Origin of the sequence: Paenibacillus sp. NEAU-GSW1, assembly GCF_009737085.1 — a bacterium.
Classification (GTDB): domain Bacteria; phylum Bacillota; class Bacilli; order Paenibacillales; family Paenibacillaceae; genus Pristimantibacillus.
Map to the genome: position 1 here is coordinate 139,970 of NZ_WOVL01000002.1, position 19,822 is coordinate 159,791.

The window sequence follows — 19,822 nt, forward strand, 5'->3', positions numbered from 1 at the left end:
TCTACATCGTAGTCTCACGCAGCAGTGCTAGCAGCCTTTTCTGCGTCTCGGGGTCTGATGCGGAGGCCGGCAGCCTGGCAATTTTGCCTCGTTCGATATAGATTCCGGATTTGCCGGCGAAACGAGGAGCTGTGGCGGCTTCGTAAATGCGTGCTGCTCCTGCTTCGGGAAGCGCGAAGAAACGCCGGAACAGTCGAAACCATCCCGGCAGCGCCGGACTGTTGGACATCGACGTTTTGGCGGGTCCCGGATCGACAACGCGCAGTGAAATCCCATCATTCGCGTAGTCGGCAGCAAGCGCGCGGAATGCGGCTGCTGTCGCAAGCTTGGACTGGGCATACGGCGCGAACTTCTTAAACCGCACGGGTTTGCGCAGTCCCGTCAAATCCAATCGGCGCGCCATCTTCATCGCGCTGGAGCCGACAGCCACGACAACCGCGCCTTCAGAAGCGGCCAACTGCGTTCTCAGCATCTCGGTCAACAAGAACGGTGCAACCGTGTTTACTTCATAATGGACATCATTGCCTTGAGAAGAGAGCACCAGACGATCGGTCAGAGCGCCTGCATTATGAATGAGTACGTCTACTTGCGAGTGCCTTTCAGCAATTTGCGATGCGGCAAAACGCATGGCTTGATGATCCGATAAATCCGCCGCAACCCCGATAACAGAAATCGAAGGCGCCAAAGCTTCCAGTTCTCGAAGCTGCTTGTTCGTTCGATCCTGATCCCGATTGATCAAAACCAAATCATAGCCCGCTTGGGCCAGCCGCTTGCTCAATTCCGCACCGATTCCTGAATAGGACGCCGTAATGACCGCCAAAGGACGGCGTAAACCTCGCGCTTCATTCATGTTTCATCATTCTCCTCTCATATTTGAACGATCATTCCAATATAGACAAAAGAGCAGCCTGTCTTCAACTAACGACAGGCGAAACTCTCAAATCCCTTTCAACATAACGGCTACCGCATCCTTCACAAAAGAAGCAGGCAGATTCGTTTTCGCAAGAGTCGCGATGCCCGCGAACGAACTGACCAAATATTTTGCCGAGGCCGCCGTATCCGTCTCTGGCCGAACTTCCCCCCGCGCCTTGCCCGCCTCCAGAAATCCAGCGAAGGCTTGCTCCAGCCGCACAAAGTTTATCGTCACCGCTTCATTAACGATTGCATCATGAATGCCCATCTCATTCGCCGTATTCACCATCAGACAGCCCCAGTTGGCTCGATCCTCATGCACGAGATCCTTTACGTTATGAAACAGTCGCTCCAAAGTAGAATATACGGGAGTCGGCTGCGATAGCGTCTCGATAACCCGGGATATATATACATCTGAATATCGGGATAAACAGGCGAGAAACAATGACCGTTTATCGCCGAACGTATCATACAGGCTGCCTCGGTTAATTCCTAACGCTTCAATGAGATCACTGACTGATGTCTTCTCATAGCCGTGTTTCCAAAACACGCGCAGCGCTTTATCTAATGCCGCGGCGGGATCAAATGCCTTAGCGCGTACCATGCTCCTATCCCTCCTTGGCATCAGATTAACATACTTGGAACGATCGTTCAAGAATGGTATTTTCCTTATCTACTCGGACAATCTCGAAAAAAGAATAAAATCCAGCGCTGCCGGCTCGCCTGACGCTTCCCGCAACGCCCGGTTGATTTGTCCGCGGTGATATTGGCCGTGCAGGGCGACGTGCGTCAGAATATCCCGGATCGAAGTATGAAACAGCGTACCGCTTTGATTCGCATACGTAACATTATCGTCCAGCCTCTCCTCCGTTATTGCCTCGACATAGGCCAAATAGCTTCGTTCATTTTCGGCAAGAAGCTCTTCAATCGATGCAAGCTCTGCATTATCGGTCCAGATCTGCAGATGCGCGCTGCTCTTCCCGTTCAACCTAGTCATCCACACTTGCTCGGCAATGGCGAGGTGGCGAAATAGCCGCAGCGCCCCCGGATTATCCCCACCGCTTTCCCGCACAGCGGTTAATAGCTGTCTGTTCGCCCATACCTGATGATCGATCATCCGTTTTATCGTTTGCATCGTTTTCCCTCCCGATATGTACTACCCTCTATATTAAACCAATATTATCCAATCCGATACCTTTGATAAAGAGATTCCGCTCAGCCACGAATAAGCCTTATACATAAAAAAACCGCTCTCCTCGTCCGTTACGACTTTAGAGAGCGGCTTTTTCCGATAGCCAGCGCTTCTTCGGTAATTTTTTTAATATCAATCGGGGAGAGCACTTCGTCGTTTACCATATCCGGCAAAATGTCATTCATGAAATAGTCAACGCAGTACAGCGGAATGCTGCTGATTTTCGTGAGCGCATTCCGATACATCACGATGAACTCTTTCTCCGAATTGCCGCGCTGCAGCTCCGCGAACGCCTCGTATACCTGATCCATTTTATCCGCAACCTCCAGGATCAAGCCTTCGACCGTGTTGTCCTTTCCCTCTCTCAGCTGGCGGTGGAACGTATCTTTAAATGCCTCGGGAATATGCTCCTCGACAAACTGATAAACCATTCCTTCCTCCACTTGCTGGATCAGCAGGCGAAGCTCCGGAGAAGCATGCTTGACGGGAGTTTTAATATCGCCGATAAAAATTTCACCGTAATCATGGCTGCTCGTAATTTCATACAGCTTCTTCCAGTCAATGGCGACACCGTTGCGCTCTTCGATATCGGCAAGCGTTTTGGCGTACTGCACCACTTTCCAGGAATGCGCCGCAACGCTGTGCTGTTCGAATTTGAATTTGCCGGGGCAGCGTATGATCCGTTCCAAATCGTTTAATGAGCGAAAATAATAGTGTATCCCCATGCGCGCCCTCTTTCGTCCTCGTGGTCTATTGCCAAGTTCGGCAACGCCCTCAGTATAACGAAGAGATGTCAATTTCACATTAACTTCAATCCCTGATTACGTAAAATGCGCCTGGACCAATTAATGAACCCATTCAATCACGTCATCCGCTGCCCTGCGCGTTTTGGCGCGCGGCTCGGATTCGCGATAGCCAAATGCGACCATGCAGGCAATACCGAACGAATCGCCCTTCAATACGCCCTCTTCCCGAAGAATCGCCTCCGCTTTGTTTTTATCGAACCCTTCGATCGGGCAAGAATCGATGCCGATCAGCGCGGCGGACGTCATCATATTTCCCAGCGCAATATAGACTTGACGGCTGGCCCATTCGAACATGGCGCGCTCGTTGCCGAGCAGCTCGAAATCGGACTCCAAGAAGCGATGATAATTAGCCGTAAGCTTCTCCAGAACTTCCGGAGGAAGCTTGCGAGTATCTTTCCATAACGATTGAATATAGTCCGAATTCGCCGTCATCTCGGCCGGCTTGCGAGCCAGCGCGATAACGAAATAGCTGGCTGTTGGCAGCTGTCCTTGCGCGCCCCAGCTGACGGGCAGCAGCTTTTCCCGGATTTCCTTGTTTTGCAAGACGACAAACTTCCACGGTTCTAAGCCAAATGAGCTCGGGGACAATCTCCCCGTTTCCAATATAAATTCAATATCCTCGCGGGATACCTCCTTCGCCGGATCAAATCGCTTGCAAGCATGTCTGAACGAGTAGGCCTCCAAAATTTCTGATTTATTCATTTTCTTGCTCTCCTTTCGATACGAAGTCGGTGCAATTCGATTATAATGGGTATACAAAAATTTGAGCAGTACGCACAATTTTTTCACGTAGTATCTATTTGTATACTATAAGGAGGCAAGCGCTTTGGCGAATCAGAGAAACTTTGGCATGGGACCTAGCGAGCACGGCTGTCCAGTAGAATTTACGCTTGGCGTGATCGGAGGAAAGTGGAAAGGCGTCATTCTGTACCATCTGTTAAAAAATCCGATCATGCGGTTTAATGAATTCCGGAGGCTTTGCCCGGCGGTTACGCAGCGAATGCTCACTCACCAGCTCCGCGAGCTGGAAGATGACGGCATCATTCATCGCGAGGTTTACCCTCAGGTTCCGCCGAAAGTCGAGTATTCGCTCACCGACAAGGGCCGGACGCTCGCGCCGATTATTGAAGCGATGAAGCAATGGGGCGACTTGAACCGCGACGAACAAACGATCCGATCGGAAAATCTGTGAGCTTCGCCTAACGCGAACTTTTTGCTTTATACCATTTTCTCAACTGATTAAGGTGAGCTTGGTGGTAACGGCTATGATCCGCCATATGCCACAGGCCCCAGCGTATCGTTGCTTGCTTTTCATTTTCATGCCCGAAGGTGACAATCCGCTCCAAATCCGCGTCCGTTAATTGCGAGCATACATCATTCAACGTTTCGATTACGTCCTTATAGCTGGAGACCAGTGTCTCGAGCGGTATTCCTTTGACCATAGGAAGCCTATTGTTTTCGTCAATCATGGGGCCGTACTTCTCCTTTAAAGATGCAGGAAGCGGCTCCCCCTTTATGCGATAAACCCAGTTCAGATCCACATACATCACATGTCTTATTAATTGAGCGGCGCTATTAAACTTATTATCCGGCCCTTTGTAATCGACTTCTTCTTGCGGCATGCCCTCCGTAATGGATTGCAGACGCTCGTTATTCCCTTTCACAGCGGCAAATAACATCCCAACAATAGGCGACATATTGCGTTCCCCTTGCAAGTCAAAAAGCATCCTCGATCGTCTCCCTCAAGTTAACTGACTTATCCTAAAAGACCGGAAGCTTCCCCTATGAGGAGGCTCCCGGCCTTTCTTGCTAGCTATTCAACGCAGCAACGGAGTTGCGAACGACCAGCTCAGGCGCCATAAGCACCGTACGGGCCGTCCCGCCATGAAGCAGCTCGATAAGCAGCTCAGCCGCCAGAAGTCCGATTTGACCGGCACGGTGGCGGATCGTTGTAAGCGGCGGGCTTGTATACGCGGTATAGAACGCGCCGTCATAGCCTGTCACCGATATGCGGCCAGGCACTGCAATGCCGATGCGGTGCAATTCTTGCAGCACCCCCATTGCCATCAGGTCGTTCGCGCAGCAAATGGCAGTCAGTTCCGGTTCACGCTCCAGCAGCAATTGAACTGCATCCACTCCGCTTGCGCCGCTGAAATCACCGGCTGCAAGAAGATTCGCATCATGTGTGATCCCTGCCTCCCGAAGCGCGTCGCAGAAACCGCTGTACCGTTCCTGGGAGATCGGCAGCTCAACCGGCCCGTTCACATAGCCGATCTTCCTGTGCCCTTGGCTAATCAAATATCGCCCGATAAGCCTTCCGCCCTCGCAGCCGTCCGATCTCACCAGCGAGCAATGGATGCCCACGCTCTCCCCCATGGAGACAGCAGGCACCTTCAGCTGCAGCGCCTCCTTCATGAGCGGGTGCTCCTTTCCGAAAGGCTGCATAAATATGCAGCCCTCAAGATTGCGCATACGAACCCATTGAGACAGACTGTTAGGCTTATAGTCATAAACCGGCACGGAGAAAATGAGCATATCCTTGCCGACCAGTCGAAGCGCTTTGCGAAGCGACGCGAACAGCACGTCGTACTCGCGTACGAATTCCTTTTCAAGCTCGGGCATGAACAGCCCGATCAGATTGCTTTTGCGGGTGACCAGCTGCTTCGCGCCAAGATTCGGCACGTAACCGAGCTCCATCGCGGCTTGTTGAACTTTAGCGATCGTGCGAGGGTGGACGCCATAGCTTCCATTGAGTGCCCGAGACACCGTGCTTGTCGACAATCCTACCTTATCTGCGATGTCTTGTATCGTAGCATCCAGTGGTATCACCCTTTCCTAGCTTCTGCTAATATTTTGCCAGCCTCCAGCTTTGTCAGTTCTTCACTATTATAAGATTTGCCGTTCTCGGACGCCAGTTTCTGAATAGCTTCCAATTGCGTCTTCGTAGCCGGCTGGGCTTCAATAAGAGCCATCATATTGTCATGCGCAATCTTCTTGGCGAGAGCAGGATCATCCAGCAGGTACAAGATCCGATACATGGCATCAATCGCTTGCAGCTCGCTGCCGATGCCATAGCCGGAGTCGGTGCCGAGCATGAATCGATCCGGATACTTTTTCATAATGGAGATAAAAGGCTCAGGATTGCGTCCGCTCTCGGCGCTATAGACAGCGAATCCGGCAAAGAAGTCTGCGTACAAATTCGGATACTTCCCAAGCAGACGATCCAGCTCCTCCGGCGAGTTGTAAACGTTCATATGCCCGAAAATAAAAGTTGTGTTCGGATGAGCGGCAAGCGCCTCTTCCAGCTTAACGATTGGATCTCCATTCGGCGGATCGATATGAACGAGTATCGGCGCTTTGTAAGTTGCAATAAGGTCATAAATTTGCGGCAGGAACCCATCCATCGGATCATTTGCCTTCCAAGCCACTTTCGATACGATCGGCGAAAAGGACGAAGCAGCGGCAATCTCGCCGAGGCCGAAGTAGCCCTTCTCCAGATTGTCGCGGATAACATCCAGACTGCCTTCGTCATGCAGATCAAAGCCCGAGAAGAACGGGAGGAACTGATCCGGCGAGAGTTGATAAGCGGACCAAGAAGCCGCATCCGAGTCGATCGCGCTCGGCTCGGATACGTCGCCGAAGAGAACGACCTTGTCGACGTTGTTCTTTTCCCATACGCTCATCATATTGGAATAACGCGAAGCGGAAGCATCGTGATTATGTACATCGATTAATCCCAAAGGCTCAAATGCGTCGGCCAGCTGTTCCAGCGTCGGGGTAGCTTCCGCCTGCTTCAGCTTTTCTACGCGTTCAGCCACCTCATTTACGGCATTTATTTCAGGGTTTCCAGCCCCCTTAAAAGGCCAATTGCCGCTGCTGATCAGCAGGGCAGCGCCGATGACAACGATACAGCCTAATGCCAGCAGCGTTATTCTTACGGTTTTCAGTTTCATTGCTGTTTCTTCCTCTCTCTGTTTTTCGGGAACGTTCCCTAAATTGGACGAAATGAACCATAAATCATATTGGCACTTCAATTTAATCATTTCGCCTGTTTTCGGGAACGTTCCCTAAATTGAATCTAGTATATGATAAATGACTATAAAATGTAAACGGGTTCATAGCATTCGCTGTCAAAATATTAGTAAAAAAGGATATTGATGTCGTTTTTTGCATTCTGCGTTATACTGTGAATGACCTATAAAAATATGAATACAAAAGGATGATTCGCATGGTGAGCAATTCGAAATTGGATCAATTATTTGCCGGCATTAAATTTCCGGAAGAAACCTATCAGTATTACTTTTACACCATGTCGTTTGCATCCGTAACGAAATATCTTTTATATGGATCGTTTGCTCCCTTCTTGAACAAGCACTTTATTGTATGCTTTTCAAACCTAAGATTAATTTTGATCCCGCTAGACCCTGTTACGGGCAATCCAACATTAAACGTGGTCGAACTTCCGATAAGTGAAGTATCCGGCCTGAGCCTCAAAAAGGGATTTTTCAAAACAAAAATTACATTGAATCTATCGGATGGAACTATTATTAAGTTCAATCCCAACAATATTTGTATCGGGCTGTCCAATCACAAGGCGAATTTGACTAAATTAGCCGATATGTACGCTTAATCGGCTGGAATGACACCTGGATCAGCATAGCGAAGCTTGCCAAAGTATGGTGCCAAAGAATCAGGAATATGGTACGATATTTTTGCCTATTTCGTACGGAATGTAATTACCTATAAGCAGAAGGGGATACCGATGCCTGAATCAGCCAATCATTCACAGCAGCCCAAATCTTCCGCTTCTCCCGCCCCGGCTCAGCGCGTGTCCAGCGCGCCTGCTTTGTCGCCGGGACTAGCTGCTTCAAACCTCAGAAAGGGAAACATGTCGCCTGCCGGGATCGTTCAATTGCAAAGGGCTGTAGGCAACCAGGCGGTTAATCAAATGCTTGGCAGCCGGGGCGGATCTGCTTCAGGCTCGAAGCCCCCTGTCCAGATGCAGCCGATGCGTCCAGGCAATATGTTTCAATCAACGACCGGAGCTCCGCGAACATCTCCTGCGGGACCTTCAAGCGCGGGAGCAGCATCGTCTCAGCCATCTAGCCCAGCCGAAATTCCCGTAATCAAGACTCCTTCGGACTTAAAGGGCAAGGGCGGCTATGCAGACGTATACAGCTGGCTGAAGGAGCAAGCGCAGGCCTCCAAAAAATCCGATTTATTCGGCTTCTTCGACGCCCTCGAGCCTGAGCAAAAAATGAGTGCGATCCGCTCAATGGCGAACAATGCCCGGACCATTACGATCAGCGCCGTAAAGAAATCGATGATGACCGGCATCTTTACCAAGTCCGTCGATTGGGACAAGTTCTCCGTAATCGTCCGGGACGCGAAGAAAATGGATACGACCAACTACAACGCCGATCAGGACCGCGATTACGCCAGCTACACGGCGATCGGCACATCCGGCGCAGCGGGCGGCGTTTCCGGCTCCGCGACAATCAGCAAGACGCTGGGAGCCACCGGCGCTACCGGAACGGCTTTGACCGCAGCGCCGATAGCCGGCGGTCTTAGCGGCATCGCATCGGTATCGCAAATTTATAACGCTACCCAGAACTATGACGGCGCGCTCAGCGCAGCCGGCAAAGCGCAGCTTGTCGCTGGCGAAGGCATGAGCGGCGCAGCCGACCTTGCGAGATTTTCCGCCGGTTCGGTCAACGGCGTTCGGGAAGTGTCCGGCATGGCGCTTAACGGCGCGGCTACGGTCGCGGCAGGGGCAGGCGCAATCGTTGGCGGCGCTGCTTATATGGTCGGAGGCGCTGCCGGTTATATCGAGGGCGGCCGCAACGCCAAGAAGCTCGGCAAAGTCGAAGAGCAGCTTGCCGCGCGTAAAGGCGACGCTCTCGCCGATCAGCAAATGCTTGCCGCCAGTCTGGGCAAATCGACGCAAGAGATGAACAAATCCAAGAGCGGCATGACGGCGGTCAAAGGCGCGATGATGGTTGCAGGCGGAGCAATGCTCATTGCCGCAGCCGCTTCCCCGGCGGGGCCGATTCTTATTGCGCTCGCCGCTATTCTTGGCGGCGTTGCAGCAATCGTGAAGTTCTACAAGAAGTATAAGCGGAAAGAAGCATTCGTCGACAAGGCGCTTAAGGTTGATGAATCGGCGGCGCTGCCTGAGAACAAAGGGATCGAAAAGAGCAAAATCCGGCAGTCTCTGCTCGAGAAGCATGGCTTCAACAGCGTCGGCCAATGCTACGCGCAGCTGGTCACGGACCTTGCCGGCATGCTGTTCGACAGCGGCGTTAAGGGCGATGATCCGGAAAGCCGTCAAATTATCGAAGGCATCGGCTTGAAGATCGACAAGGCGAAGCAAAAGCCGGGCAAAGACTTGATCGCCAAAAAACTGCATACCTAAAGGAGCATTGCCATGACAGACTCATCATCTACATTCGCTTACTCCGTGCTGACAAGGCTGCTCGCTTATTACGAGAGCCATCAGATTGCGGTGAAGCTCGCCGAGCCGGATGAAGCTGCCCCTTATGCTTCGCTCTTAATCGGGTTCGAAGAAATCGGTGCAAGCAACGACTCGCTGCTTCTCGAAATGAGCTTCGTTCCGGGTTTGGATGAATTTGAAGAGGAAGGCGTTTATCTGCTTCAGACGTTCGCGGTGCTAAGGGATAAAACGGCGCCTGCCCAATACGAAGCGCTGCTCCATACGTGCGCGAGTCTTAACCTTACGCTTCCTCTCGGCACCTTCGGCGTAACCGAGCCAGGCGGTGCGCTTTATTTCAAGCATAACGCAATGCTGAGAAGCGGCTGGCTGGAGAATGACCAGGGCTTGCTGCATCTGGACCGGACGAACGGTCTTGTGCTGCATCAATTCCATCAATTCATGGATCAGCTTACAGCTGAGGCGTAAAACAATAAAGCCAGGCTTCTTGTGAGGAAGCCTGGCTTTCCTTTTCTTAAGATTCCACAATCACGGGTGCAGCTTGCTCCTGCTCCAACGCTTCGCTCCATTCTTTGAACAGCAAGTGATCCTCAACGACCTGCTTGGCGTAAGAAAACGCTCTGTTCGTCAAATAATCGCAAAACGCATCCGCATCCTTGCCAATCGCCCGCACGATCTCATCCTCGCTGTGGTACGGCAACAGCCCGCCTTGCACATCGGCATCCGCCCGGGCATGCATTTTGGCCGTAATCTGCCCCATGCATTCCACCGTCTTGATCCAATCCTTCAGCTGCTCGAACTTGCGAGTCTTCAGCTTCTTCTTATACGGCGACCGTTCCCTTGCGTAAAAATGCCGGCCGTTCAGCGTCATATAACCGAGGAACGGATCCGCTTCATGATGCATCGCCTGCTGTGTCGTAATAGCCCGCTTCCCTTGATGCGCGAAGCTGTCCCAGAACGCCTCATTGTAAGGCATGAAATAAGCCGGAACCGGCGCTCTCACCTCTTTGATCTCGATTACAATATCATCGAGTCCCTCGTGTCCCGTATCGCCTTCGATCAATACATAAAACCGGTCCAAACCGATGGAGGCTGTGCCCGATCCGTGTTTAACCGCAATATCCTTCACCCGATAATAAGACTCCGGCATTCCCGTCTGTATGGAACGCTGCTCCGTGTACGCAGCCCAGCCGTTCATGACCATTTTCTTTTCTGCTTTTGTCGGACGCTGAATTTCCTCCGACCATTGGAATACGCGCCGTCCTTTGTCGTCCAAAGTCGTAATGCCGGCAATCAAATTGCTCGCCGCAAGCTTCTCCATTTTCCGCAACAGCTTGCGAACCGGCCCTTTCGTCGACTGCTCGTCGAAGACCAGAAAACGCGGATCTTCCTCGCGCTCGGCATATTTGCGAATCTGTTTCACATAAGCGTGCAAATATTCGTATACGACCTGACGCTGTTCTTCGGCCGGCAACTCCTTCTCGGACATAGCCAGAAAGAGACTGACGGACATGCGCAGCACATCGTATAAATAAGAGCCCATGCATCCCTCATCAAAATCATTGACGTCGAAAACGATACGTCCCTTCTCGCTGCGGAAGGAACCGAAGTTTTCGAAATGCAAGTCACCCTGAATCCAGGTCAACCGTTCGGGATCGCTATGATACGGGAACCATTCTCTGCCGACATCAAAGTAGAACAAATAGGCGCTTCCCCGGAAAAACAAGTAAGGGCTTGTCCGCATTTTACGATATTTCGCCATGCGCTTCTCATGATCCAGCCCCATGATACGGCCGTCGAACTCTTCCAGCACTTGCGCAATGGTCAGCCCGCGCAGCTTGAGCTGCGTATGTCTAACCTTTCCCGTCAACTCGTTGTCCATTTCCATTTCAAAGCACCTCCGCTATTTATTCACTCCAGATAACGACGCTAGTTTCCGCTTCACCTTCTGCTTCTTCCTCATATTCGTCGTCGCTAAAGCGGTTAACGTTCATTCGCACTAATTCATCGTTCAGCGCCATACGTTTCATCTCATTTACAATCATATCGTCAATGCCGTCTTCTCTGTAAATGAAATCATCCAAATTGAAATGATAGTCCCGGAATAGAGCAAGCTTAGAAGCGTAGGTGGCTGTACTCAAAAACGACTCCAATTCTTTCCGTCCAATATACTCGTCAAGTACGATTGACGTATGCTTCTTCCCTGCATCATCCGGGTGTACGTTCGTAACGCCGAGCTGATCTTGTGTCGGAACGATAATCCGCTTGGCCCGTTCCGCTCTTACCTTTTTGGAATAGGTGTACGGATCGCCAATTGCCGGAGGATGCAGCTTCGCCTCAAGGCTCTCTCGCACCATGCGATTATTTTTACGCTCCGCATCCGTTTCCTCGTAATCATACTCCTCTTCAAATGCCGCCATTTCCTCAAGATACTGCTCCTCGTTGTCATACTCTGCAACAAGCAAGCTGGAATCTAGCATGACGATGCGGAGAAACTCCCGAATATTGTTCGCAACGACGAAAGCAGGCTGATCAAAGCTCATCGGGGAGACCATGACGATTGGAGCTTCCTCCAAATTAGAGACGGTGCCGAATTCCGTTAAAAATCCGTAATGGTCGCCGTCCATTCCCGTCCAGCCGAAGGGGATGACATCAAGCGGCGTATTGAAATAGCCTAATTGATCCGTCGACGGATAGAACCCGAGCGCATTGTCTGCATTATAGCCCTCTTTCTCTAACTCTCCATAAAGCTCAATCAATGATTGCAGCGTTGGCGACGCTTCATACTTTCCGTAATTCGCTTTCACTCGCTCTTCGGCCGAAAGCTTCTGATGCGCCGTCTCTTCCAAATCTTCTTCCGACCCTTCCTCTAAATCTTTGGCCCCTTGCTCGGTTGTACGGATATGAATCGAAAAGGACTCATCATTCCAAGTCAGTTCGCTTTCCGTGAGATCGCCTAAATAATACATCTCAATGTAAGCCGTATGCTCCACAAAGCGAATCTCGCTCTCTTCCTCCAGGTACAAATAATGTGTAGTGCTGTCTCCTGGCGTTTCGTATGTAATCCTAATTAGATCCGGCGACCAATCTACCTTCCAGCCCATCTGCTCAAGCGCCGCTCTCATCGGCAGGTATCGTTTTCTGCCTTCTACGATGACCGGTTTGTTCGTCTCCAGAAGCTTGCCGTCTATAAAGGCTTGAATCGCCGAAACCTTCTCTGCGTACGCGCTAGGCGATCCTGCAATGGCACTAAATAGGAAAATCGCACACAAAGCGATCATGCTAACACACTTCACTTGATTAAATAGTCTCATCGCTTCGCTCTCTAACCCACCCTTCTTCACTTCCACGCCTCAATTCTACTGGGTAATATACCAACATCTTCTAATTTACTATACCATGTTAAATATGCGATTGAATATATGAATTAAGCTAACAATTCCAATATCTAACATGCAAAGGCCGAGACTCCTTATGCGGAGTCTCGGCCTTTACCGATTTGATGGATTACTTATTACGGAATACTGATGGGTTACTTGCCAACTAATACAAATACATTCCCATCAGGAGCTTCCATTACGGCAATATGTCCAGATTCGGTTGCAAAAGGAGTCCTAATCCATTGGATTTCTTCGTTCCTATTCAACTCATCATAGGCTTGTCGAACATCTTCAACATAGATTTCAATTTCTGTAAAGTTAATTTCAGGATGATTGCTCAACACAAGTTCAGAACTATCTTTTAAAGGAAACTTTAAACCTATCACTGTCCAGGTCGAACCGTTCTCTAAGTTGCGTTCTATCTTCCAGTTTTCTGTTAAGCCCATTGATATATAAAACAAAAGTGATTTCTCAATTTCTTTTGTATGAATACATACGCAATCTAATTTCTTAAACACTTGATCCATCTCCTTCTATAATTAAAAAAGGAACAAATGCCCCCTTTAGATCAAGCGATCGGGATATAAATATCTATCTCTGACTGCTCATCCATCGGTCCAATAAACCGTTCGTCGTAGCTTTCAAAATCGATTCCCTTTACGAGCTGCAAGCCTTGAAGAGACAGCCATTTGCTGTAAATGAGCTCGTAAGTCTCGCCCAATTTTTCCGTAGTCCCCTTATGTGTGAACACAGCATAACGCTGGGCAGGCACGTTCACGAGCTCCATCCCCTCGGGAATGCGGCTGCCATCCGTCTCAAAACCGGCAACGTAAATAAATTGTTCATTTTCGCCGGGAATACAAATGCCGTAACTGACAGCGGGCTGCTGCTTCCCTTCAACCTCATGCTCTCGCGAGATGAATCGCTGCCACATCGACGGAATATCTCCTTCGCTGGATTGGCTGTCCCACGACATGCCGACAGCCGTAAACGCTTCTTTCTCCACAATGTTCGCTTCCATCGGTATACCTCCGGTATTCGTCATATACTCGACCATGCGATAGATTTCTTCGAGCTGCGTGTTTCGCAATGAAATTTCATCCCGGATGCCAGCCGCCTTCTCCTCCAACAGCCTCTTAATCCTCGCCGCATCATTCAACGTGCCATTGCGCTTCAGCTCAAGAATGGACTCCACACCCAGTCCCAAGGATCGCAAAAACAGTATTCGCCTCAGCTCGGGCAGCTGCTCAGGCGCGTACAGACGATACAGATTGCCCTCCCCGATTCGGGCGGGCGTGAACAACCCGACAGCATCATAATGCCGAAGCGTCTTTGCAGTAATCCCGTATAGTCTGGCTACTAAACCTACCGTTAGCAACTCGATTCCTCCTCTTGCATGGCCGGTATATTCATGCTACAACGTTTACCTTAGGGTAAGGTCAATGGCTTCTTTCACTTGACTCCACTCGCTGTCCAATATACTGAAAAAAACATTATCATGCACAGCGCCTCCGTCTGTTGTATCGATTCGATGCCGGCGCAAAACGCCCTCCCGGACAGCACCGATTTTCTCCAACGCCCTTTGCGACCGTTCATTGCGTCCGCTTGCCGAGAATTGAACGCGAATAACGCCGAGCTCTTCAAAGCAATACTGCAGCAGAAGACTTTTGCAGGCCGCATTTAATCCTGTTCCCCAAAATTCCGGCGAGGTCCAAGTCCAGCCGATTTCGACGCTGCGGTTCAACGGATCTAAATCGCCAAGCCGCGTCGTCCCCGCAAGCCGCCCTGTCATTTTGTCCATAATCGCAAACGGCAGCTGCGTTCCTGCCTCTTTATGCAACAAAGCCGTCTCAAGCGCCTGCCTGACGGAAGCCTCCGTCATGTTCCTTCTCCAGGTGTACTCCCATATTCTCGGATCGCTAAGCTGCGTCGCTAACAGATTCACATGCTCGGACTGAAGGGGCAAAAGAGCGGTCCTCTCGTTTTCGAGCTTAAGATTCGGATTGAAATTCATCGCCATCTCTCCTTTTTCTTCATCCTATCAACAATTTCTAACCGGATGAATAAAGGGAGATGCAAATAATTTGCATTACATGGACTTTTTTGTACATGGACGACGGCTAACCGGAGCAGATTATTGTTCAATCTCAAAAAGGGAATCAATAATAATCGGAAGATTATCTCTTAAGGAAACAGCTCCAAAAACAGAGCGCGCATGCGCTCCTTTATCGCCAAAAACGTCGAGCATCAAATCCGAGCATCCATCCAGCACCTTATGATGTTCCTTGAAATGCGGAGTTGCATTTACGAAGCCTTGAATTTTAACGACTCTTTTCACGTTGTCCAAGGAGCCTGCCGCCGATTGCAATACAGCTAGAACTTCAATCCCGGCCTGCCTGGCAAACTGATAGCCCGCTATTGTTGTAAAATCCTCTCCAAGCTTGCCATCAGGATTGCCGGCAGGCCCTTTTCCTGAAACAAACAACAGATTATTCACTTTAACATAATTAGCGTATTTAGCAGCAGGCTCGCTCGCGCTTGGCAGTGTGATCCCCAGCCTGTTCAAACGCTCGTATACTGTTAGACCGGTCATGCTTGTTCCCCCTGTATACTCAAAGATTTGTAATAGGGGTAGTCCATATACAGCTGAATCTCTTGCGCAGCCTCTTTGCTTGCTAAGGCCTCGATAAAATACAAACCGAGGTCGATTGATGCTGTAATACCCCCGCCTGTAAATAAATCTCCATCACGCATTACCCGAGCTTTGACTACTTCCTTGCAATACGGCTCCAGTTCATCTAAGGCCAACGGGTTTGTCGTTACTGTTTTATCCTTCGTAAAGCCCGCCGCTCCGAGCACAAGCGCCCCCGTACATACAGAAACTTTATATTTAACTTCCTTTGCTGTTCGAATCCAATCCACAAAGTTATGATCATGGATGAGTTGCCTTGTCGCTGCTCCGCCAGGTATAAAAATCAAATCGTATTCGGATAAATTCGGAAGCACTCGATCCGCTTGAATAACCATCCCTCTATCATCTTTGATTTCTTTTTTGTTCGAGCAAAACTCCCATGATAAGTCCTCCATAATATTGCGTCGTTTCAGCCAAGTCACCGCATTATGGAACCCAGAAAAATCCAAAGTCGTCATATCGTCAAATAAAACAAAAGCCATTTTCATCTGCATATCTCTCCTCAGCATTATTAACAATCAATCTTGATGGGAACTTGTTACAAAGTCTATACTGATTATGACCCTGAATAAAGTGTCAGTTGAGCACAATAATTAAAGGTCAGATAAGGAGGAGAATATCATCGATCTTAACCTTTCATTTCATTCAGATGGACCGCTGTATATGCAGCTATATAAACAGATTCGAGCATTGATTCAAGATGGCGTATTAAGAGACGGCACGAAATTGCCCTCCATCCGCTCGCTTGGACGACAATACAACATCAGTAAAACGACTATCGAAACCGCCTATCATATGCTGCTGGAAGAAGGATATGTTCTCAGTAAAGAAAGAGCGGGGTTAATTGTTGTGAATCTGCACCTGGCAAGCTCGTCCATTTCTTCTGCTTCCTTCATTCATAGAAAAACGGAACCAACGCTCGTTGCAAACGGACAAACGGGGAGGGAAGGATACATTGATTTTAGCCTTCTAACGGTGGATAGAGATTCATTCCCCATTCGGATATGGAAATTTCTATTAGGCGAGTCCCTCGCGCTCAATAGCCAATCGCTTCATGAGTACGGCGATCCACAAGGCGAATACGCATTGCGAGAAAGCTTGGCGCAATATCTTCGAAACTCGCGAGGCGTTGTATGCACGCCCGAACAGATTGTAATTGGAACTGGAATTTCCTACAGTGTTCATCTGCTCTCCAGACTTTTTGAGGAAAATGCCAGCGTAGGCATCGAGAAATCCGGGATCGCTCAAGTCAGAACGATATTTACTCAAAACGGCTTTCACATTTCCCCATTTACAATCCGCCATAACGGCGAGCCGGAGCACGAGTTTGGATGCAGCAACAATCGGTTGCTTTACGTAACACCCTCACATCGTCCAACAGGCGAACCTTTGCCTTACGTGACCAGACAACAAATGCTTCAATGGGCTTATCAAAATAAAGGCTACATTATTGAAGATGATTATGACGGGGAGCTTCGCCTGTCGGGCAGGCCATTACCTTCGCTTCAAGGGCTGGACACTAAAGGCTCGGTTATCTATATCGGGTCATTCTCGAAAGTGTTTACGCCAGCATTGCGTATGAACTATATGGTTTTGCCGCTGCATCTGCTGAAGCAACTTCAATCCTTGGATCAAGTCTACTCTTGTCCTTCCAGAATGAATCAATGGGCGATGCAGCTTTTTATTTCCCGCGGTCATTGGTACCGTCATTTAAGGCGGATGCGAAAAATATACCGTTCAAAGCATGACGCATTCGTTCAGCTTATGCGCAGTCATATGCCCGAATCTGTCCAAGTCAGCAGCAGCGGATCGGGACTGCATATCGAATTATCTATTGCTGCCCCTGTCAGTGCCGATGAATTAATCGAATTAGCACGGCAAGCAGGCGTGCTTGTATACGGCAGCCAAGATGCGCAATCGCGGTTGGATCGGAGCAACCCTAAAATTTATTTGGGTTTTGGGGGGATTACAGAAAAGGAAATGAAGCTTGGCATTCAATTGTTACAAAAAGCTTGGTCGGCCGTTCTGACATAGAGCCCCATTTCGGGGCTCTATATTAGTTTTTTTCAGTAACTTTCCTAATGAAGCACGTCGACTACTGCACCTTGTCTTTCATCCATTCCTTATAGGTTTTCAGCCTGCTTTGAGCGCGCCGATACATCAAATAATCGAACAGATTTGCGGCGCATACGATACTTAGCACGATTAAAAATACCGGCACTAGTCCGCCTCTGCTTTCCGTTTCACCATTCGTAACTAGAATTAAAACAGTCATAATAAATGCCGTAACGATTAATGCGATGAAGTTGTTTATAAAAAAGTACGTCCGGGCTTTCGCAATCGTAATCGGCAGTATAGCTGTTATCCATTCGGTCAAAAAACCGATAATAAAGCCTATGCTTCCGCTGGCTAATACCGACAGAACGCGATACGAGAATTGAATGTCCGCCGCACTTCCATTAAACTGCAGCACTACGCCAATGAAGAGGCCAAGGAAAAAGGACTTTATTATATTTTCAAAATTGATTTTTTCCATGGATGGTTCCCCTATATTTTGAGTGTGTTTCTAAGTTTTTTTGAGAACATTTTGGATACTTCAAGCTCGGCGTTATTATCCATCCGCAGTACATACCGGGAGTTAAACCAAGGGATAATTTCCTTGACGCGCAGCAAATTCACGAGTTGTGATTTGTTGATACGTATAAACCCCTTGGCTGCCCACAAACTCTCATAGTATTGCAGCGTTTCTTTGATGCTGTAACGATTGGACTTGGTATATGCCATCATGCCGTCAGAGCCCGCTTCAATATATATAACATCCCCCGGTTCAATGACCGCGAATTTATTGTCGCTTAATCCTGTAAGTGTATTCATCCAATGCATATCTTCCCGGACGCCAGAGACGAGCAGCTTAATGACATCCATATAATCAATGGCATCGAATACGATACAGAGCTTATCGTTTGGCAGATCATAGCCTCTCTCGACGAGTGCCAGACCGCTGTCCGGATGAACGTCGATCTGGTGTTTGGACAATTCATGCTTCAATTTTTCATAAACCTTCGTTGAACACAATAAATGAACCATCCGGTGTCTCCTAATGACAACTTATGAAATATTTATTCTATTATCATCCTATCATAGATCATCCTTATTTTTACCAGTTCTTCTATACTTTTTTCGGTAAAATCCAGCGATCCAAAGTTCGCAATAAAGACGGTTTCCGTTTTTTTATCGTATAGTGCATACGTCCCTGTAGCCCCGACTGCGCCATAGACGTCTGTCATCGAGCCGAGCAGAAAGGACAGCTCGCTAAAGTCAAACTTCATCATGCCCATGCCGTAATAGATGCCTTTTTCATAGCGGTGCGAAAAATCGGTCATCTGGCTGTATACTTCGTCCGACAGCAAAGACCCATTTTCTAAGGCGGTAATGAACGTTAACAGGTCATTCATCGTCGTCACAACGCCGCCGCCCGCCCAGTCCACCGACAATGCTTTTTTGCCGCTTAAGTCCATGCCATTCGCGTATATCCCAATGATATCGGATGGTTCATCATCGTTATCGAACATGAAATAACTGTCGTTCATGCCCAGCGGCTCGAATAGGTTTTCGTCCAAAATAGCCGAATACGATTTCCCCTCAATTGCTTCCAACATTAGCCCCAGCAAAATATAGCCCGTGTCCGAATAGTAAAATTGCTGTCCCGGCTTGCCGGCAGCCTCCTGGTTTTCTCTAGTAAACGCAAGCAGCTCTTCTGGCGTAAACCGATGATCCGGCTCAGCTGTAATCATCTCCAGCATCGGCCTGCCCTTTTTGACCGGACCTTCAAAATAGTCGCCAACTCCCGATGTATGGCTTAGCAACTGCCTGATCGTGACCTGATCGGAATAGTCTGCGCCGTCTATTACAAATAAGCCTTTAAGGATGTCAGCATTCAGCCAGTCGCCGATTTTATCGTCGTAGCTGATTTTCCCTTCGTCGACTAGAATGCCGCAGACAGCGGCCAACATCGTTTTGCCGATGCTGGCTGAATGATACGGGCTGTCTATGCCGACTGGCTGCTCTGAGTTTTTATGTGCAGTGCCGACTGCAAACTGTTCAAGGTTGCCCGTTTTCTTCGAGTAAATGGTTAGTAAAGCGCTCGATAGCGAATCGTTTTCTTCTACGACTTTCGTTAAGTGCTGTTCAATTTTTGCATGAACGGCTTCTTTCGAAATCGGCCGGTTTATAAAGGCTAAGACACCTAATCCAATGGCAGCGGCAATGATTACGCCAATCAAGATTTTAATTGCTAATCGCATATGAACCACCTTTCGACTCCTGTATTTACATACCTTAATCTAATCGGCGTTTTATCCTTTTGAAATGCTTTTGCGCTAAGCGGTC

General features: G+C 49.0%; 24 protein-coding genes. 5 read left to right on the plus strand and 19 right to left on the minus strand.

Annotation, left to right across the window (positions count from 1 at the left end; genetic code table 11):
- Position 1: 1 nt before the first annotated feature.
- The 5 genes from GOM71_RS01760 to GOM71_RS01780 all read right to left on the minus strand — a co-directional run bounded on the left by GOM71_RS01760 (position 2) and on the right by GOM71_RS01780 (position 3,612).
- Positions 2 to 850 carry an SDR family NAD(P)-dependent oxidoreductase gene (locus tag GOM71_RS01760; RefSeq protein WP_156277854.1) on the minus strand — a complete coding sequence of 283 codons (849 nt, stop codon included), beginning with the start codon at positions 848 to 850 and terminating at the stop codon, positions 2 to 4.
- 87 nt (positions 851 to 937) lie between these two features.
- The gene (locus tag GOM71_RS01765; RefSeq protein ID WP_173275060.1) at positions 938 to 1,516 is read right to left on the minus strand and encodes a TetR/AcrR family transcriptional regulator; all 579 of its coding nucleotides are present in this window, start codon (positions 1,514 to 1,516) and stop codon (positions 938 to 940) included.
- 69 nt (positions 1,517 to 1,585) lie between these two features.
- Positions 1,586 to 2,047 (minus strand): DinB family protein, encoded by a 462-nt coding sequence (locus tag GOM71_RS01770; RefSeq protein ID WP_156277858.1) that lies wholly within the window; start codon positions 2,045 to 2,047, stop codon positions 1,586 to 1,588.
- Positions 2,048 to 2,175: 128 nt separating this feature from the next.
- A complete protein-coding gene (locus GOM71_RS01775; RefSeq protein WP_156277860.1) occupies positions 2,176 to 2,829 on the minus strand; it encodes a YfbR-like 5'-deoxynucleotidase in 654 nt (217 codons plus the stop codon).
- 120 nt (positions 2,830 to 2,949) lie between these two features.
- The gene (locus GOM71_RS01780; RefSeq protein WP_156277862.1) at positions 2,950 to 3,612 is read right to left on the minus strand and encodes an NAD(P)H-dependent oxidoreductase; all 663 of its coding nucleotides are present in this window, start codon (positions 3,610 to 3,612) and stop codon (positions 2,950 to 2,952) included.
- 124 nt (positions 3,613 to 3,736) lie between these two features.
- Between GOM71_RS01780 and GOM71_RS01785 the strand changes: the two genes are divergently transcribed.
- Positions 3,737 to 4,102 (plus strand): winged helix-turn-helix transcriptional regulator, encoded by a 366-nt coding sequence (locus GOM71_RS01785; RefSeq protein ID WP_253944634.1) that lies wholly within the window; start codon positions 3,737 to 3,739, stop codon positions 4,100 to 4,102.
- Positions 4,103 to 4,109: 7 nt separating this feature from the next.
- Here the strand turns inward: GOM71_RS01785 and GOM71_RS01790 are convergent, their stop codons facing one another.
- The 3 genes from GOM71_RS01790 to GOM71_RS01800 all read right to left on the minus strand — a co-directional run bounded on the left by GOM71_RS01790 (position 4,110) and on the right by GOM71_RS01800 (position 6,863).
- Positions 4,110 to 4,637 (minus strand): DinB family protein, encoded by a 528-nt coding sequence (locus GOM71_RS01790; RefSeq protein ID WP_156277864.1) that lies wholly within the window; start codon positions 4,635 to 4,637, stop codon positions 4,110 to 4,112.
- Between the two features lie 82 nt (positions 4,638 to 4,719).
- Complete coding sequence (locus tag GOM71_RS01795) at positions 4,720 to 5,739, minus strand: LacI family DNA-binding transcriptional regulator (RefSeq protein WP_367649425.1); 1,020 nt, start codon at positions 5,737 to 5,739, stop codon at positions 4,720 to 4,722.
- Complete coding sequence (locus GOM71_RS01800; RefSeq protein WP_156277866.1) at positions 5,736 to 6,863, minus strand: amidohydrolase family protein; 1,128 nt, start codon at positions 6,861 to 6,863, stop codon at positions 5,736 to 5,738. Before GOM71_RS01800 ends, GOM71_RS01795 begins: the two co-directional genes overlap by 4 nt.
- A gap of 293 nt (positions 6,864 to 7,156) precedes the next feature.
- Here GOM71_RS01800 and GOM71_RS01805 point away from each other — a divergent pair, with 293 nt between their 5' ends.
- Positions 7,157 to 7,540 carry a PH domain-containing protein gene (locus GOM71_RS01805; RefSeq protein WP_173275063.1) on the plus strand — a complete coding sequence of 128 codons (384 nt, stop codon included), beginning with the start codon at positions 7,157 to 7,159 and terminating at the stop codon, positions 7,538 to 7,540.
- A 106-nt stretch (positions 7,541 to 7,646) separates the two neighbouring features.
- Here GOM71_RS01805 and GOM71_RS24645 read toward each other — a convergent pair whose 3' ends face one another.
- Positions 7,647 to 7,781: a hypothetical protein gene (locus GOM71_RS24645; RefSeq protein ID WP_301539594.1), complete on the minus strand. Its 135-nt coding sequence runs from the start codon at positions 7,779 to 7,781 to the stop codon at positions 7,647 to 7,649.
- A 41-nt stretch (positions 7,782 to 7,822) separates the two neighbouring features.
- Between GOM71_RS24645 and GOM71_RS01810 the strand changes: the two genes are divergently transcribed.
- Together GOM71_RS01810 and GOM71_RS01815 are read left to right on the plus strand one after the other, a co-directional pair.
- A complete protein-coding gene (locus tag GOM71_RS01810; protein WP_216651689.1) occupies positions 7,823 to 9,325 on the plus strand; it encodes a hypothetical protein in 1,503 nt (500 codons plus the stop codon).
- Between the two features lie 12 nt (positions 9,326 to 9,337).
- On the plus strand, positions 9,338 to 9,829 hold the full coding sequence (locus GOM71_RS01815; RefSeq protein WP_156277876.1) for a hypothetical protein: 492 nt from the start codon (positions 9,338 to 9,340) through the stop codon (positions 9,827 to 9,829).
- A 46-nt stretch (positions 9,830 to 9,875) separates the two neighbouring features.
- Here GOM71_RS01815 and GOM71_RS01820 read toward each other — a convergent pair whose 3' ends face one another.
- The 7 genes from GOM71_RS01820 to GOM71_RS01850 all read right to left on the minus strand — a co-directional run bounded on the left by GOM71_RS01820 (position 9,876) and on the right by GOM71_RS01850 (position 15,921).
- Positions 9,876 to 11,249, minus strand: a complete 1,374-nt coding sequence (locus tag GOM71_RS01820; RefSeq protein ID WP_253944636.1) for a DUF2252 domain-containing protein — start codon at positions 11,247 to 11,249, stop codon at positions 9,876 to 9,878.
- A 19-nt stretch (positions 11,250 to 11,268) separates the two neighbouring features.
- Positions 11,269 to 12,675 carry a hypothetical protein gene (locus tag GOM71_RS01825; protein WP_156277878.1) on the minus strand — a complete coding sequence of 469 codons (1,407 nt, stop codon included), beginning with the start codon at positions 12,673 to 12,675 and terminating at the stop codon, positions 11,269 to 11,271.
- Between the two features lie 218 nt (positions 12,676 to 12,893).
- On the minus strand, positions 12,894 to 13,259 hold the full coding sequence (locus GOM71_RS01830) for a VOC family protein (protein WP_367649426.1): 366 nt from the start codon (positions 13,257 to 13,259) through the stop codon (positions 12,894 to 12,896).
- Positions 13,260 to 13,309: 50 nt separating this feature from the next.
- Positions 13,310 to 14,119 (minus strand): effector binding domain-containing protein, encoded by an 810-nt coding sequence (locus GOM71_RS01835; protein ID WP_156277882.1) that lies wholly within the window; start codon positions 14,117 to 14,119, stop codon positions 13,310 to 13,312.
- Positions 14,120 to 14,164: 45 nt separating this feature from the next.
- A complete protein-coding gene (locus GOM71_RS01840) occupies positions 14,165 to 14,755 on the minus strand; it encodes a GNAT family N-acetyltransferase (RefSeq protein WP_173275066.1) in 591 nt (196 codons plus the stop codon).
- A 120-nt stretch (positions 14,756 to 14,875) separates the two neighbouring features.
- A complete protein-coding gene (locus GOM71_RS01845) occupies positions 14,876 to 15,334 on the minus strand; it encodes a RidA family protein (RefSeq protein ID WP_156277886.1) in 459 nt (152 codons plus the stop codon).
- Positions 15,331 to 15,921 (minus strand): DJ-1/PfpI family protein, encoded by a 591-nt coding sequence (locus GOM71_RS01850; RefSeq protein ID WP_156277888.1) that lies wholly within the window; start codon positions 15,919 to 15,921, stop codon positions 15,331 to 15,333. Before GOM71_RS01850 ends, GOM71_RS01845 begins: the two co-directional genes overlap by 4 nt.
- 175 nt (positions 15,922 to 16,096) lie before the next feature.
- Between GOM71_RS01850 and pdxR the strand changes: the two genes are divergently transcribed.
- Complete coding sequence (pdxR, locus tag GOM71_RS01855; RefSeq protein WP_156277892.1) at positions 16,097 to 17,467, plus strand: MocR-like pyridoxine biosynthesis transcription factor PdxR; 1,371 nt, start codon at positions 16,097 to 16,099, stop codon at positions 17,465 to 17,467.
- Positions 17,468 to 17,528: 61 nt separating this feature from the next.
- Here the strand turns inward: pdxR and GOM71_RS01860 are convergent, their stop codons facing one another.
- The 3 genes from GOM71_RS01860 to GOM71_RS01870 are packed head-to-tail and all read right to left on the minus strand — an operon-like array spanning position 17,529 to position 19,737.
- Entirely contained in the window at positions 17,529 to 17,969 is a 441-nt protein-coding gene (locus GOM71_RS01860) for a hypothetical protein (protein ID WP_156277894.1), read from the minus strand.
- A gap of 11 nt (positions 17,970 to 17,980) precedes the next feature.
- Positions 17,981 to 18,520, minus strand: a complete 540-nt coding sequence (locus tag GOM71_RS01865) for a LytTR family DNA-binding domain-containing protein (RefSeq protein WP_156277896.1) — start codon at positions 18,518 to 18,520, stop codon at positions 17,981 to 17,983.
- A gap of 32 nt (positions 18,521 to 18,552) precedes the next feature.
- Complete coding sequence (locus GOM71_RS01870; RefSeq protein WP_156277898.1) at positions 18,553 to 19,737, minus strand: serine hydrolase domain-containing protein; 1,185 nt, start codon at positions 19,735 to 19,737, stop codon at positions 18,553 to 18,555.
- Between the last annotated feature and the right edge of the window lie 85 nt (positions 19,738 to 19,822).